16 protein-coding genes are annotated in these 14,554 nt (G+C 59.7%); 7 read left to right on the top strand and 9 right to left on the bottom strand.

Features of this window, described 5'->3' with window-relative positions; all coding sequences use genetic code 11:
- Positions 1 to 20 precede the first annotated feature (20 nt).
- Positions 21 to 716, top strand: a complete 696-nt coding sequence (locus tag NKT35_RS21700; RefSeq protein WP_254297219.1) for a hypothetical protein — start codon at positions 21 to 23, stop codon at positions 714 to 716.
- 36 nt (positions 717 to 752) lie between these two features.
- Here NKT35_RS21700 and NKT35_RS21695 read toward each other — a convergent pair whose 3' ends face one another.
- Positions 753 to 1,685, bottom strand: a complete 933-nt coding sequence (locus NKT35_RS21695; RefSeq protein ID WP_254297218.1) for a prepilin peptidase — start codon at positions 1,683 to 1,685, stop codon at positions 753 to 755.
- Positions 1,686 to 1,860: 175 nt separating this feature from the next.
- Between NKT35_RS21695 and NKT35_RS21690 the strand changes: the two genes are divergently transcribed.
- From NKT35_RS21690 to NKT35_RS21675, 4 genes are all read left to right on the top strand, one after another.
- Positions 1,861 to 2,559: a hypothetical protein gene (locus tag NKT35_RS21690; protein ID WP_254297217.1), complete on the top strand. Its 699-nt coding sequence runs from the start codon at positions 1,861 to 1,863 to the stop codon at positions 2,557 to 2,559.
- A gap of 52 nt (positions 2,560 to 2,611) precedes the next feature.
- A complete protein-coding gene (locus NKT35_RS21685) occupies positions 2,612 to 3,370 on the top strand; it encodes a bactofilin family protein (RefSeq protein WP_254297216.1) in 759 nt (252 codons plus the stop codon).
- 66 nt (positions 3,371 to 3,436) lie between these two features.
- Complete coding sequence (locus NKT35_RS21680) at positions 3,437 to 3,838, top strand: hypothetical protein (protein WP_505190932.1); 402 nt, start codon at positions 3,437 to 3,439, stop codon at positions 3,836 to 3,838.
- Positions 3,838 to 5,490: an ArdC-like ssDNA-binding domain-containing protein gene (locus tag NKT35_RS21675; protein WP_371926405.1), complete on the top strand. Its 1,653-nt coding sequence runs from the start codon at positions 3,838 to 3,840 to the stop codon at positions 5,488 to 5,490. The genes NKT35_RS21680 and NKT35_RS21675 overlap by 1 nt, the downstream gene beginning before the upstream one ends.
- Positions 5,491 to 5,553: 63 nt before the next feature.
- On the opposite strand, the gene NKT35_RS21670 is transcribed toward NKT35_RS21675, so the two are convergent.
- The 8 genes from NKT35_RS21670 to NKT35_RS21635 all read right to left on the bottom strand — a co-directional run bounded on the left by NKT35_RS21670 (position 5,554) and on the right by NKT35_RS21635 (position 11,568).
- A complete protein-coding gene (locus NKT35_RS21670; protein ID WP_254297211.1) occupies positions 5,554 to 6,021 on the bottom strand; it encodes a hypothetical protein in 468 nt (155 codons plus the stop codon).
- The gene (locus tag NKT35_RS21665; protein ID WP_254297209.1) at positions 6,015 to 6,716 is read right to left on the bottom strand and encodes a hypothetical protein; all 702 of its coding nucleotides are present in this window, start codon (positions 6,714 to 6,716) and stop codon (positions 6,015 to 6,017) included. The genes NKT35_RS21670 and NKT35_RS21665 overlap by 7 nt, the downstream gene beginning before the upstream one ends.
- A complete protein-coding gene (locus NKT35_RS21660) occupies positions 6,691 to 7,296 on the bottom strand; it encodes a type III secretion apparatus protein OrgA/MxiK (RefSeq protein ID WP_254297207.1) in 606 nt (201 codons plus the stop codon). The genes NKT35_RS21665 and NKT35_RS21660 overlap by 26 nt, the downstream gene beginning before the upstream one ends.
- On the bottom strand, positions 7,289 to 8,017 hold the full coding sequence (locus NKT35_RS21655; RefSeq protein WP_254297205.1) for an EscJ/YscJ/HrcJ family type III secretion inner membrane ring protein: 729 nt from the start codon (positions 8,015 to 8,017) through the stop codon (positions 7,289 to 7,291). The genes NKT35_RS21660 and NKT35_RS21655 overlap by 8 nt, the downstream gene beginning before the upstream one ends.
- Positions 8,014 to 8,307 carry a type III secretion system inner rod subunit SctI gene (sctI, locus tag NKT35_RS21650; protein ID WP_254297203.1) on the bottom strand — a complete coding sequence of 98 codons (294 nt, stop codon included), beginning with the start codon at positions 8,305 to 8,307 and terminating at the stop codon, positions 8,014 to 8,016. Before sctI ends, NKT35_RS21655 begins: the two co-directional genes overlap by 4 nt.
- Before the next feature lie 45 nt (positions 8,308 to 8,352).
- Entirely contained in the window at positions 8,353 to 8,598 is a 246-nt protein-coding gene (locus NKT35_RS21645; protein WP_254297201.1) for a type III secretion system needle complex protein, read from the bottom strand.
- 18 nt (positions 8,599 to 8,616) lie between these two features.
- Positions 8,617 to 9,801 carry a PrgH/EprH family type III secretion apparatus protein gene (locus NKT35_RS21640; protein WP_254297199.1) on the bottom strand — a complete coding sequence of 395 codons (1,185 nt, stop codon included), beginning with the start codon at positions 9,799 to 9,801 and terminating at the stop codon, positions 8,617 to 8,619.
- 84 nt (positions 9,802 to 9,885) lie between these two features.
- Positions 9,886 to 11,568: a HilA/EilA family virulence transcriptional regulator gene (locus NKT35_RS21635; RefSeq protein ID WP_254297196.1), complete on the bottom strand. Its 1,683-nt coding sequence runs from the start codon at positions 11,566 to 11,568 to the stop codon at positions 9,886 to 9,888.
- A gap of 297 nt (positions 11,569 to 11,865) precedes the next feature.
- Here NKT35_RS21635 and NKT35_RS21630 point away from each other — a divergent pair, with 297 nt between their 5' ends.
- Both NKT35_RS21630 and NKT35_RS21625 read left to right on the top strand, forming a co-directional pair.
- A complete protein-coding gene (locus tag NKT35_RS21630) occupies positions 11,866 to 12,402 on the top strand; it encodes a type III secretion system chaperone (RefSeq protein ID WP_254297194.1) in 537 nt (178 codons plus the stop codon).
- Positions 12,399 to 14,543 carry a hypothetical protein gene (locus NKT35_RS21625; RefSeq protein WP_254297192.1) on the top strand — a complete coding sequence of 715 codons (2,145 nt, stop codon included), beginning with the start codon at positions 12,399 to 12,401 and terminating at the stop codon, positions 14,541 to 14,543. Before NKT35_RS21630 ends, NKT35_RS21625 begins: the two co-directional genes overlap by 4 nt.
- Positions 14,544 to 14,554: the final 11 nt, after the last annotated feature.

Here is a 14,554-nt window from a genome sequence, read left to right as displayed (position 1 = left end):
AGCGCAATAAGGTGTGACAAATGTCTACGGTGAACATACCGGTGTATGAACGTCAGTTTGCGGTTGTTCTGCCGGAAGAATTGCGAGCGTACTATTTTCGGGGTGAGGTGCCGTCAGCATTGCAGCGGCAGTTTGAGGAATGGAAAGCCCAGGCCTTTGTCGATGGCGCGCCGCCGCCGTCGATGACGGAAAGCAATGTCGCGAAATTCTTTTTGCGCACGGTGGCGTTGGCGGATGGCGATGCGCTTGGCGATGTCTCGCTGGCTGCCTTGTTTCCAATGAGCAATGCTTCCATTACCGCGCTGGACGCGGCGGCGGTGCGCCGGGCCGCGGTGGCTGGCCACACGTCGCTGACGAGGATGGTTGTGGATAGCGCCATCGCGCCGCTGGAAGTTGTGCCTGTGGATGGGCGAGGTCGTCACAAGGCATCGTCCGCTGTGTCTGGGGCCGGCGTCGACGCCGCAAGCGCCGCGGCGATTGATCGCAATTTGCTCGATTTCTTCCGCATGCGCGGCAATGCCAAGTATCGCAAGGACTTGATGATCAATATCACGCTGGAGGAGGCGCACTGCGCCAAGGGGCTGGCGGATAGAGTGGCGAGGAGAATGGCGGTGCTGGGCGAGTTCGAGCAAGGCTTGCTCAGGCGCTTGCTCTGCGGAGAGGCGCCGTCCGATGTGATGAAGGATGCCCGCAGTCGATCGCTCCCGCCCGCGTAAGCGGGTTTTTTTATTTGGCGCAAGAGGCGGGTGGGTTCAGAAAGACATGGCCAGGCCCAGATACCAAGCCAGGATTTCCTTTCCCTTCCAGTGAGCGATCAGGCACGCGGCGATCAGGTGCGGGCCAAATGCCTGCGGATGGCTGCCATCGATGCGTTTGAGCTGGATTCTCGCGCCGCCGTAGATGGCGCTGCTGAGGGCGCCGAGCGCGATGATCAACGGGATAGTCTGCCATCCCAGCCAGGCGCCCATTCCCGCCATCAACTTCCAATCCCCTCTGCCCAGGCCGCTTTTTCCCGCGCAAGCCTGAAAGGCGGCCGCTATCGCCCACATGGCCAAGTAGCCGGCCATGGCGCCGAGGACCGCGTCCCGCAGCGGCGCGAATAACGCTGGAATATTGCACGCCAGGCCTAGCCAGAGCAGCGCTTGAGTCAGAACATCGGGCAGCAGCTGGGCATCGTGGTCGATGAGGGCCAGGGCGGCCAGCAGAAATAGAAAAGTCATTTCCGCCAGCGCGCGCCCATCTAGCCCATGGCGCCAGCCTATCCAGGCGGACGCCAAGCCGAAGGCGGTTTCCACAAGGGGGTAGCGCAAGCTGATTCTGGCGCCGCAGGCGGCGCATTCGCCGCGCAGCAGCACATAGCTCAACAAAGGAATCAGCTGCCAGGCGCGCAGAGGGGCGAGGCAGGAAGGGCAATGCGAACGCGGATGGCGCAAGCTGAGCCCGGCGGCGTCGGGGATGGGCAGGCCCATATAGTCCGCGCACTCCTGGCGCCAGCGCTGCGCCAGCATCAGGGGCAGCCGATGGACCAGCACATTTAAAAAACTTCCCAGCGCCATGCCTAGCAGCAGCAATGCGGCGGCGCTCTTGCCGGCAGGTGAAGCGTTTAGGCCCAGCCAGGAGAAGGCAGCCAGCAGCGCGGCGATGAGCGAGGATAGGCAGGCGAGATTTTTCAAAGAATGCTTCATGGCTTTCCCACTCGGGAGGGCTGTGTTTTGCGCGGAGGGAGGATTGTGGATTGCCAATCCATCACTTTGACAAAATGTTTGATTAAGTATGTATCTTAATATAACATAATTTAACCGGAATGATGAATGGATGCTTGCGATGCGTAAAGGTCAGGACTTTGGCGAGGCGGAAAGCTTGGCGCTGGATGGCGATGCGTTGGAGCCGCCCATGGCGGAGATGGGCGGGCGTGTCGAAGAGGCTGCGCGAAAACAGGCCGAGCCGCATCGGCCTAAGCGCGATTACCGCAAGATCATTTTGCTGGTCTTGATTGCCTGGCTGTCGCTGGCGGCCGCCGGGCTGTTTCTATGGCAAAAGTTTTCCGGATATCCGCCGCTTCCGCTAGAGGCGGCGGCAAAGCCGCCTGTATCCATCGTGCTGGACAAGCGCGCGCCTGCGCCGCAGGCATCCATGCCGGCCGCGGCGCCCGCTCTGCAGGCGCATCCGGCCAATGCCGGCGCGAGCGCGAAGCCAGTCATGGCTTCTGCCCCGCAAAGTCTGGCGGCGCGGCAGCCTGCCGTCGTTTCTCAAGCCGCGCGGAAGCCGGGAGCGGATCTGGAGCGGCTGGAGGATAGGGTAGCCAAGCTCGAACAGGAACTCCACGCATTGTCCGGACGCGGGCATGGGCGGGCGCGCCCGTCCAAACCGCAAGCCGCGCATGACGCGGGCAAGGTGGTGGGCATGTCCTCGACCTCGGTCTGGGTGAGAAAAGCCGGCGGCGAGATGATTGAGCTGCGCGTGGGCGACCGCTTCCGGGGAAGCGAGGTCATACAGAGAATCGACCAGCAGGCGCAGCTGATTGAAACGGACAGGGGCAGCTACAAGGCGGGGCTCTAGCTCTCGGATAGCGAGGCGTGCGCCAGGCGACTGGCATAAACAAGGACATATCATGCGTAAATTTTTCGCGAAAATGCTGTTGGGCGACGATGCCGCCAGCAAACTCAAAACTCCGCAGCCGGCAGAGGCCGCGCCCCCGCTTGCCGCCGCGCCGGCGCGCAGCCTGGCCGAGGACGCCATCAGCGAAACGCTGAAAGGAAGCTCGCCCACCATCACCCGCGAGCAGATCCGCTCCCTGATCGAAATCGATATGGAAATCCATGGCGACATCTATATCGGTCGAGGCGTCAAGATTTCCGGGCGAGTCATCGGCAATCTGATGCCGAATGGCGCGGTGGCGGGCGGCGACCCTATCGTGATCGTCAGCCAGGGCGGCGATGTGGATGGCAATTTGCATGCGCGGGTGGTGGTGGTGGCGGGCAATCTGGATGGGGATATCTACGCCGATCATGTGCTGCTGATGCCGACCGCGCAGGTGAGCGGCACGGTCAACTATCGCCATACCCTGAGGCAAGACATAGGCTCGACCTTGTCCGGCATGGTGCGGCGAGTGGAGCAGATCGCCATGCTGGATATGCCGCCCCATCCCGCGGATAAGTTGAGCATGGACGCGCTGGGCGTGACGGATGCCATACCGGTGCTGTCGCTGGAGCGGGAGGAACTGGCCGCAGCCTCGGCGGTGTCGCCGCTGGCCAGGATAGCGGCCATGGCGCCGACCTCGTCGGGTCTGGATATCGAAAGTCTGTACCGGGGCCTGGATGTAGGGCGCGAAGCGTCGCCGCCGCTGCGTCCTGTCGCCGCCAGCGCGTGATCTCCTGTTCGCCTGGTTGTCGATGGCCAGGGGCGAAAGGGCTGGCGATGTTCAATATGGTTTGACATGGATGGCATGATGCTGGATGAGGGATTTCCGCTAAGAACGCCTGTCGACGCCTTCTCGGAGGCGGAGCGGGCGCAACTGGGCCTGGCTGCGGAGGCCGAAGCGCCGGAGAGCGACGAGGAGGATGCGCGCTGGTCGCATGTACCTTTCTTGTCGCGGGCCGTGGAGAGGATGGGCATGCTGTTGCTGCTGGCGGAGGACTATCAGGTCGAGTTCGACCCCTGCGGTATGGAGGACTTGGCCGCGGCGGCCGGATCGGCCGACTCCGGCGAGGATGCCGTATTCGCGCAGATAGCCGCCGAGTATCTCGCCGGTCTGGAAACGCTGGCGTCGATGAGCGGACGCCGCGCCGAGAATTGGCATCGCGCTATCTTTGCGCTGTATCAGCCGGAGCGTTTGTGATGGCGGGGAGGGCGTGGAGGATGCGCGGCTATGCGCGGGAAGCGGCGGACAAGATAGCGGCGCACATCGAGTCATCCGTGGAAGGAATGGCGAGACTGCGCCGGCCGGGCCGCGGCGCGGCGCGGCATTTCAACCCGGTTTCCGGCGCCATTTACCGCGGGCTCAACCACCTGATGCTGTCGCTCGCCGCATCGCCTGGCAGCTGCGATTCGCGTTGGCTGACGCTAAGCCAGATAGAAGCGCGCGGCATGAGCCTGGCGCCGGGGGCGAAAGCCGGACTGGCGTTGTTCGCCAAGCGGGTTTCAGGCTGCGCGGAGCCAGCCGCCTATGCGATAAAGGGCTGTTCCGTCTTCCAGGCCGCGGATGCGCAGGGCTTGCCTAGGCAGGAACGCGCGGCGAAGAGACAGGAAAATCCATCGCTACTGCTGGATGTCGTCAAGCGGGAGTGCGAAGCGCATTTCATGACGTCGGAACTGGCTCTTGAGGGTGAAGGCGGCCCAGGGGCGGATGATGTCGGCGCTCAAGCCTACCGGCTGGCGGGTTTGGCGGCCTGCGGCATAGGGCTGGCCGCCAGTCCAGCGCTGATGGCCGCAAGCATCGCCATCGCCGCGTTTCTGCTTTTGGATATGCTGGAAGTCGAGGGCGGCGTGGATTTGCCCTGGCGCGCGGCGTTGGCGGAGTGGCGGACAAAATTGGCCGAGGAGCCGCGGCTGGCTTTGCGCGCCGCGCGAATGGCGGAAGATATCCTGTCCGCGGTGCGGACGGCCTCCGCGACTTGGTCGCGCCGGCAGAAGATGGAAGACGCGCGGATGGAGAGCGGTTTGCTGCGGGAGGGCGCGGCGGGCGACTTGGCCAGCCAGGCTCAGATAGCCGCCCGAGCCGCCCTGAAGCTGGAGGTGTCCTTGTTCAGTCCGGCTGAGCTGGAAAATGCGCTGGTTGCGGCATATGGTTGCCAGGACGTTTTGCCGCAAACCAACGAGGCGATCCATCGAGACTTTGCCGCGTGGGCTGGCCAGGCGATTGAGGCTGGCGCGCTGGATGGCCAGGCAGCCGACGCGGAAGGCGTCTTCCTGCTGTTCTTGCAGCGCGAAGCCTTGCGCGTGGAAGACTGGCTGGCGCGGGACGAGGCCAAGCGGAGGCAATGCTGGGCGGAGAGCGCCATCGATATGCCGCGCGCGCATATGCCGGCCCTGGACGGCGAGAAGCGGCGAGTCGGCGTGCAGCCGCTGCGCGATGCGAATGGCGAATGGCTGGGGGTGGTGCGCGCTGATTTGATTGCATCAGGCTTGAGCGAGCGCATCGAGGATGGGCGCTGCCGCATGGGGCCGGAGCGGGTGTATCTGATCGGCGAAGATGCCCAGCGATTTCTTCAGGCCGCCGCATCGGCGGGATGGGAGCTGGAAATGCGCGCAGCCATAGAGGCGGATTGCGATATCGTTGGCGGCTATGCGGCCTACTATGCGCCATTGGCGGCCTATGCGCCCGCCGTGGGAGACCGGCTGCGCCTGGCGTCTGGAGAGGGGTGGATAGAGGCGCGCTTGCCAGAAGGCGATTGGCTGTTGCGTCTTGAGTGCGGCCGTCGGCAGCTTTTTCGCCGGGAAAGCTTCCATGACCATATCGAGGCCGTCATCGCGCGGGCGTCGCCGACCTAAAACGGCGTTGCCGATGAAAAAGGGAAGGCCCAGGCCTTCCCTTTTTCATGGCCGCTGTCGCGGTCACCAGTCCTGCATTTCCGGCGGCGTGCCGTCTGACAGCATGACATCCTGCATCCATTGCTTCATTTGCGACTGCAGGTTGACCGCATTCATCAAAGCGGTATTCAAGGGCGCTCGCAGCGGATCGTCTTGGGCGGTCTGCTTCAGCGCCCGCCGCAATAATGCCTGCTGTTGCTCCACGGTCGCGCAGGCGGGGGGCTGATCCGGCGCGGCCCGGCATTGGCGCAGCGCATTGGAAACCGCGTTGGCCCGCATTTGCAGCGACTGTCCGCGCGGATTCGCCAATTCCGGCGACTGGCGCAAGGCGGCCAGGAAAGGCGAAAGCAAGGCTTCGGTCTTGTCTTGGGCGCTGGCGTCGTCGACCGCCGGACCGTCGCCGGAGAGTCTGAGCTCAAGAGGCGTGACAGGCTCCATGGACGAAGGCGAATAGGCGGCCGGCCAACCGCCGGCGGCTTGGGTGGTCAGCATGATTCCGACTCCTGTTGATCGACGCCGGCAGCCTGCGACAAGGTCTGCAGCCTGGCTTCGAGTTGTAGATGGAACTGCCTGAGCGCCGCGGCGGAAAGGCCGGCGCAGTCTCGGGACAGGGTATGGAGGCGTTGCCGCAGATGCAGGCTGGCCGGCCCGACGAATTGCTCGGGCGAGAATTCGGCCGCCTGATCGGCGCAACGCATGATGAAGCGCTCATCGTCGTGATAATCGATCTGAATCGCGCCATGCCAGTTATCGGACAACAGCGCCATCAGCTCGGCTTGCCGTCCCTTGGCCCGCCTGGGCAACAGCAAATGCAAAACCTGTTCTTGCGCTGAGCCGTTCCGGCTTTGCAGCCATTCATCCAGCAGCAACAGCAAGGTGTCGGGATGGTTCACCGCCGCGGTCAGCATGTCGCGGGCCTCGGCCGAGAGCCGCGCCTGCCAGCGCGCCGCTTGGCTTTGATAGTCGCCCAGCTGGGCCGCCACCTGGTCCAGCGCGCGCAACATGCCCGCCTGGTAACCGGCCTGCCAGCCATGGCTTTGCAATGTCTCGGCCTCGGCCTGCGCCGCGTCCACAATCTGCCGCGCGCGCCGCCGCGCCGCTTTTTCGATAGCGTCGCCGCGGCGCAGTGTCTTGAGATGAGACTGGCGGATCAGCGCGTTTTCAATCGGGGTTGCTTGGCGGGGCAAAAGGGTGTCTCCCGGCCTGTTGCAAGGCCAAAGTCAATAACTGTGCGTCTGCTTGTCCCGTCGCCGCGAGGCGATCGACCATGGGCGGAAACAACAGCGGCAGGCGCTGCGCCAAAGCGGGCGGCAGCCAGTCGCGCCAGCGCAGCAAGTGAAGGTAGCCGGCGCAGGTCAGGTCCCGGTGGCTGACGCGCGATCCGGACGCGCGGCCAGGCGCGGTGCCGAGTGGCAGCCGGGCAAACGCTTGCGCCCAGACCGGCAGCCGCAAGATGGCGCCTTGCCGCAACAGCTCGGCGCGCAAGGTTTGGCAGCCCATCAGATAGGCGGCTTGCGGCAGTCGCGGCCAGTGGCGCAAGAACTTTTGGGCGGGGTTGCTGATCTCGCTCCCCGATAGGCGCGTGTCCAGGCTGTAGGCATCAATCAACATATCGTTGACGATGGCGCGCGACTGCGGGTTGGCCAGGCCGGGCGGCAAGGCCAGGCGCTGCGGAGAGATATAAGAGAGCGGGTCGAACACGATGGCCCGCCACTCCGGCTTCATTTGGGCCGCATCCGCATCGGCGGCTTGCCCGCGTTTAGCCATGCGCCGGACCTTGCCCGGATCGCTGCCGCTGCAGCCAGAACCACGCCGCCGCGGCAATCAAGCCCGCCAGGCACAATCCGCCCGCCAAAAACGGCAAAGCCGATGGGCGATAGGCCTGCGGCTGGATGGCGGCTTGCTGCTGGGCCTCGTCGCGGCGCGAAAGCACGACGGAGATATTGTCGTATTCCACTTCGGCGAAGCTGTTCTTCAGAAAGCGCTTGATGTCGTTGATCATGGGCGCCGGGTCGGCGTCTCGGTCGTATATGGCCAGGACCGAGATATGCACGGGCGGCGCGGGGCGGCCATCCTCGCCGGCTTCCAGGTCATAGCTGATGTGGACGCGGGCGGACAGCACACCGCCCAAGGTTTGCAGCGACTGCTCCAGCCTTTGCTCGATGGCCGAGTACAGCCGCGCCTTTTCCGCGCGCGGCGAGGAAACCAGCGCGTCGGCGGGGAACATCTGCGACACCTCCATCCGCGGCCGCGAGGGCAGGTTATAGGTTTTCAGCCAGTCCACCGCGGCGGCGAAGTCGGGCGGCGCCACCACGATGCTGTAGCCGCCCTTGCCCTTGTCCTGCTTGTCCGCCTCGATATTGTGCCTTTGCAGCACGGCGATCACCTCGTTGGCCTGCTGCTGATCCAGGCTCTTGAGCAATTCCTTTTGCTGGCAGGCGCAGAGCAGCAGCGCCAGCGCGGCGGCCTTGACGAGCGGCAGCCTCATGCGCGCAACAGGCTTTCCACCACCGCCACGCCTTTGCGCGCCAGGGTGCTGAGCATGGACACTTCCAGGTTGTAATTGGATGTGCGCAGTTGCAATTGATACAGCGCGGCGGGATCGGCCAGCGATTTGGCCTGTTCGACCTTTTGCATGATCTGCTCTTTTTCCACATCAGAGGCGGATGCGGATTCTGCGAAGGCGCGCACCAGCCGGTCTTCCAAGGAAACCGGCTGGTGCAGGCTGGCGCTGATGTCGCGCGTTTGCGTGGCGGCGGCGCCTGAAACGGGAAACATGATGCGTCTCCTTATGAGGGCCGGCGGCATTGCCGGCTCGGACGGTTAGCGGAAGTTCTGGATGATGGCGGCGTCGATGTCTTTGAAGGCCTTTACCACGTTGGATTGCGCGTTGCGGTACAGGTTGTATTCCGACAGCGCGCTCTGGTATTCGGCGAGCTTCTGCGGATCGGATGGCGCGTTTTTGAGTGCTGTCAACGCGCTGTCGACCTTGCCTTGAAGACCTGTGGTTTGATCGAAACTACTGCGTATGGTGTCGATATAGTATGTAGTATTTGCAGTTGGGTCCATGTTCGTTTGCCTTCTGTTTTAGAGCGTTTTTGGAAAAAACCAATGGCCGGCGTCTTGTTTGACATAGCCTTGGTCTCCGTACAGGAAGGACTTGCCCTTGAGCTTGTCGTCCTTCAATTCGATATCGAACTGCGCATAGCGGCTGCCCCATTGGCGGGTGTAGCCGTCAATGAACTGGCGGACGCGTTGCAGCGCGCCGTCTTCCAGTTCGCCGGAAATGACGAAAGTGACGCTGTCCGGCTGATTCTGGCGGCGGAAGGGCAACGCCAGGCTGGTCAGGCCGGCCTCGGCCTGCTTGGCGGCCTCGCTGTCATCCATCTCCGTGATGTCCACCCGTTCCGCATAAGGCAGTTGTTCCGCCAACTGGGCGCGAAGCCGCAGCATCTCCGGCGCCGGCAGCGCGGCGCGTTGCCGGCTGATCCACAGGCTGGGGTGGCGCGGGTCGCGCAACTGCAGCCTGAAATACGCCAAACCGGGATGGCTGGCGGCCAGCCAGCGGCTGAGCCTTTCGTTTTCCAGGCCGGCCAATATCACTTGCGGCGGATTGGGAAAATCGGCGCGCAAGGCTGCTTGCCTGGCCCAGGCGCGGTCTCTTTCGTTCTGCGCGGCGACATAAAGCAGGCCGTCATGCCCCTGCATGACTTCAAAGCGCGCGCTGTCGCCGCCTAGCAATTCTGACAGTTGCTCAGTCTGGCGCTGCGGCGCGTTTTGCGCTACCAGCAAATCCAGCGCCAACCACGCCAGGCCGCCGATCGCCGGCAGCAGCGCCAGCCAGGCCCAGCGGTTCGGTCCGGTTCGGAGAGGACGCGAGGGCGAGCTTTCCGGCCCGCTTTGAGGCTGGCGCAAAACCTCCGGCCCCCAGTCCATATGCGCGGAGCGCAAGGCCAGTTCCAAGCCGCCTATCCGGATGCGCTGGTTGAGCGGTGCTTCGCGTTCAGCCACATCGTCGTGGCCCAGTTCGCGCAGCGTGACGGTTTCGCCGACCAGGATCTCGAAATTAACGCCGCCTTCTTGCCAGGGCAGATAGATCGCATCGGCGGGCAGCTCGGGCATTTGGCGCGGGTCGGACAGCGTTTCGCCGGCGCCGGCCACAAATAGCGTTTTGCCGGGAGGCAGTTGAAACTCGCAGCCGCGCAATGGGCCATTGAGCAGCCGCAGCGTCAATTCGGCAGTGTCGATGGTGTATGGGGTCTCGGCGGACATGGAGCGGCTCAGGCCTGTCGTCTCGATTGGTTCATGGCGGCTACTCTAAGCGAGCCGCCGCCGCGCTTCCTGATGGAAACCCGATCAAAAGCCGCTGGCGCGATCATAATCATTCGCCATGTCGGGTTCGCGGAACAGCTCGGCCAGGCGCGGATCGTGCCGCCAGGCGGCCAGCCATGGGTAGCCGCCGTCTTGCAACTGCCGCAGCAAGACGATGGCGGATTCGCGGCCTTCACGCGCCAGCACTAGCGGGAGCAGGCTGGCGCGCACTTGTCGGCTGTCGATTTGCAGCGCCGACTGCCGGGCGTTGTCGCCAGTGCGAGCGTATTCCACGCAGCGGCGGTTGATTTCCAGCAGTCCGTCTTCTTCGCCGGCTTCTTGCACTTGGCGAACCAGTTCCTGCGCCTCGTCATGGCGTTGTTGCTGCGACAGCATCAGCGCCAACAGGTTTTGCAGCACCGGATGCTGCTGGCCGTAGCGGCGCAGTTGGCTGTACCCCAGCGTCACCGCTTCGTCGATGCGGCTTTGGTAGAAGGTTAGCCACAGCTTCAGAATGCCTGGCGCGATGCGCGAAGGGTCGCGGGCCAGGCTGGCGTCCAGCGCGCCTTGCGCCAGTTCTAGCCGGCCGGCCAGGAATAAATGCCAGGCGCGGTAGTAATGCAGCTCCACCGATTGCGGAGCCAATAGCCTGGCTTGTTCCAGCAAAGCATCGGCCAGCGCGTATTCGCCGCGCAGGCTGCCCAGCAAGGCCAGCAAACCCAGGGTTTGCGGGTGGGCGGCGTCCAGCTCCACCGCTTTGTCCACTGCCGCCTTGGCCTGCCGCATCGCCTGCTCTTGATCGAACAAGCTCAGTTGCGCCAGCGCCAGATAGCATTCGGCCAAGGCGCGCCAGGACGGCGCGTGGCCTGGCGCGCGCTCCACGCACTGGTGCAGCTGCGACAGCGCGCGGCGCAGGCTGGACGGCGTGTGCTGTTGCAGCTCGCGCATGGCGTTGAGATAGGGAATGGCGGAGCCCAGCGAGTCCAGTTCGCGGGTTTGATCTCCGCGTTGGCCGGCGATTTGCCGAGCCAGCAAGTCGCTCAGCCGCGCCTGCAGCGCGGCAGGGTGCAAACCGGCCAGGGCGATGCTTTCGTGATGCACCAGCTGATGTCCTGGCGAGCGGATCAATTCCACGCGCAGCATGGCGGCTTCGCCTTCGCCTTGCGCCTGGCCGGCCAGATAGTAGTCAGGCGAGAGCTGCTCCATCAGCAGCTGCAGGTCGCTCAGGCTTTGGCAGTCGCGCGTCAGCGTGGCAGGCAAGACCCGCAAGCCGAATGGCAGGTAGCGGACCAGATTTTGCACCAGCGCGCCATGCAGCGCCTGCGTATCCAGTTGGCCCTCTGCCCGGAACGGCAGCACCGCCACCGATGCGGAGCTTATCGTTTCCTCCTGGCGCGCCACCACCGCCACCGGCCGGCAAAAGCGGTATCCCTTGCCGTATACGGTATCGATATAGCGCTGCTCCTTGTTCTCCAGCAGGATGCGGCGCAGCGCGCAAATGCAGCGGGTCAGCGATTCTTCGCTCACCTCGCCGCCTGGCCAAGCTCGCTCCAGCAAGGCGTCCTTGCTGACCAGCTCGCCCGCCGCTTCCAGCAGCGCTGTCAACACCGCCAATTCCTTGGGCGGCACGCCGACAGGCTGGCCGCAGTGCGTCAGCCTGCCGTCGAAGTGCAGGATGAAGTCGCCGAAGACGAATTGCCGGTGGATGAAACCGTCCTTGTTAACCATTTTGATCTCCTGCTAAAGGCGGCGCAGGATGCGCTGATGTGTTTTTATAAAAAGTTCGTTATGATGTATATCATAGCAAACATGTTATCCTTTGTGGGTAAGGTTGGCAATGGGTAGCTTGCGGACGGATGAGTGTGCGAAGAAGGCTGTGAGCGTTTTGTGCAAGTTCTTTTGGCGCAACGCGTTTAAGGCGCCTGCACATGCTTTTGGCTAGAGTTTGGACATGAATGCGAAGGTGGTTGTTTATGTCAGCAATCGAAAATGTCAACAGCCCATGCATTCAGGACGGCCGAATGCATGGAATCCAGTGTTTCTGCAGACGCGGAAATGTGTGAATCAATTCATATAAAGGGGATAGCGGTGCGGGATATTTCTTATTTGAATGATGATGTTGAGGGGTGGTTATCTAACTACGTCCCTGGCATACAGTTTAATCAGGCTGGTGTTGCAAGTTTTTTTTCTGGCACACAGCAGTTTTTCATTCACCTCTCTCTTGGACGTCTGTTATTGACGGCTATTCTGGATGTTGAAATAGAAAATAGGGAGAGCTTGTTTGAGGCTGCCCTGGTTGTTAACTGGAGGCAACTGCAATTTCAAGGTGGCCTTGCTGTGAATGAGGATGATGATAAGCTGTATTTTTGTAAATCAATAAATTTGACGGGCTTGGCACAGGAAGAGTTGCATCAATGTCTGGATGACGGGCTTGATGCGGTTTTTATTGCCTTATCTGAGTTGGAGCGTCAAGTATTTTTTTCCAATACAAGAAAGCGCGAAGAGTTGGGTGGGATTGTTAATCAACAAGCTTGGGTTAAAAATACAAGGGTGCTTCGATGAGAGTAGGATCAGGTTCAACACTAGTAAGTAATATTGGACACACTGCCACGGATGTGAGTGTAAATCATGGATCTGCTCGAGTAGCCGCCTCGGCGGGAGAGGAGAGAAATGCATTAGGAAATGGTTCTGCTCAAGAGCTAAGAGATCTATTGGTCAGGCGTCCAAGTAAAGAATGTATTTTTGCACACTTGGATGATGAAAAGGTTATGGAAGCCTGGACTCGTTTTCGAGCGCGTTTCAGTGTTGATCCGGGGGCGACGGAGTGTATTTCGATCATAAAAAAAAATATCACAACCGGTGATTCATGTCTTGAAAATTTAGTGATTCATAAATCTGGAAAGGGGGGGGCCGGCGAGTTCACCGATAGATTAATGTTAGCTCAGAAGACTATGTTGATGGTTAGCTTGCAAAGTCTGGTGCTTTTTTGTCCGGAAGATGTTTTTCATGCGGTGACTGAATTTGATAGTGCTAATTTATTAGCGCAGGCTGCAATAAAAAAATTTGGTGAAAGTGTGGCGAGCGAGTATGAGAAAGTTGGCGAGGGTGATGTAAAAGACATACTTTTCTCGGCAGTGGGATGTTTCAAAGAGATGCTGGGAGAGCTGAAAGTATTGAATGAGATAGATGAATCCAAGCTGATATTTCTATCAGGAGTTAAGAATGAGGTAGAGGGATTAGGTAGGCTTATGGGTATGAGTCAACCTCCTGGAATTATTGACCGAGTTGTTGAAAAGGGCTGGTCTTACGCGGGATATCCAAGTAAAGAAGATGCCGGTGCGTTGTGCAATGCAGTGAGCAGCAAATTGGCCAGCTTTTATACAGTCGGCACCGATCAAGATGGAATTCCCTCGTTGTCTGTGTTGAATGATAATGTGCGCAATATTGGCGTGGCAGATTTGGCAAAGTTTATGGATGGCGCATTAAAGGAGTGTCATGAAGGTGATGCTAAGAGTTTAGAATCGGCCATTAAGATGGCTGTTGTTAAATCACCGTTTTTTAGATTGTATCACCATGAGGAGAGAACAGGAGTTTGCTTGGCTGATAATTTGGGTGCGAGTCAAATTTCCTTGCGATTGAGCAAGGCGAAAGCAAGAGGACTCATGCTCGATTTTGGAGAGGCTGCAAAGAAATATACTCCTACTAATCGCTGGGACAGTGTTGCGAATCTGGCCTCAAGCGGGAAGGGGAAGATAGATGGTTTTATTTCGGGGGCTCGAGATAAAGTTTTAGAAAAAGCAAGTGATATATATGAAGCCCTGCCTTTGGATGCGCAGCATTATATTGACATGGCCGAAGAGCACCCCATGGCTTCATCAGCCGTAGCTATGGGGATAGGTTGGTGTTTGAGAGGTTATTTGGGAGTGGCGGCGAGTGTGGTTGGCGGAGGAGGATTGCAATTGATACGTTCGCCTGATTATTCAAGACAGGCGAATAATACGCTGATGTCGGCAGTGGATGATGCTTATGTAATGGTCAGGGAGAAGTTTGAAAATGTGCCAAATTTTTTGGAAGAGCTTGACAAGAAAAAAGAAGCATTTGAAGGGGTGATTGATATGCGTTGGGACGAAAGAAGTGGCGTAGTTAGATTTAACGTATCAAAAGAAATGAGAGGCGCAGGGGTGGATGAGTTGGTGAGTGCGGTAAATTTAAAATTTATTGAATTGAATAAGAGTGACAATGTTGAAGCGATAAACAAATTGCGTGACATCTTGGGCGGAATTGAGGGTTTTAAAATAGAAGATATTCCTGCAAGCCAGGATCAGTTTATATTGGTGCGAGAAGGTGTGCCGCATTTTCCAGAAGGATTGGAAAAAATGATGCTTGATAGAGTTTCAATGTTAGGGACGCAAGCAGCCTATTCTAGAATGGCATTGGATTTTAAGATCCATTTGGCGAAGGAGTTGAGTCCTGTTATTGATAAGAAGATGCAAAGTCTTAGTAGGGTAACAAGGGGAAAGGCGGAGATATTAAAATCTGCCAAGGACATGATTTTGGAAAAAAATACCTTGGCAGAGATTGGTGTTGTTTTAGATGATGCTATCTATCGCCATAATGATTTTTGCAGAATGCATAGTCGATCACTGGGGGAGACTGCAGATATATTAAATAAGTTTAAAGCGAACTTGTCAAGATTTCAGTAAATAACTCAGCT

Source organism: Chromobacterium sp. IIBBL 290-4, from assembly GCF_024207115.1.
Classification (GTDB): Bacteria; Pseudomonadota; Gammaproteobacteria; order Burkholderiales; family Chromobacteriaceae; genus Chromobacterium.
This window is presented reverse-complemented; position numbering and strand designations above follow the sequence as displayed.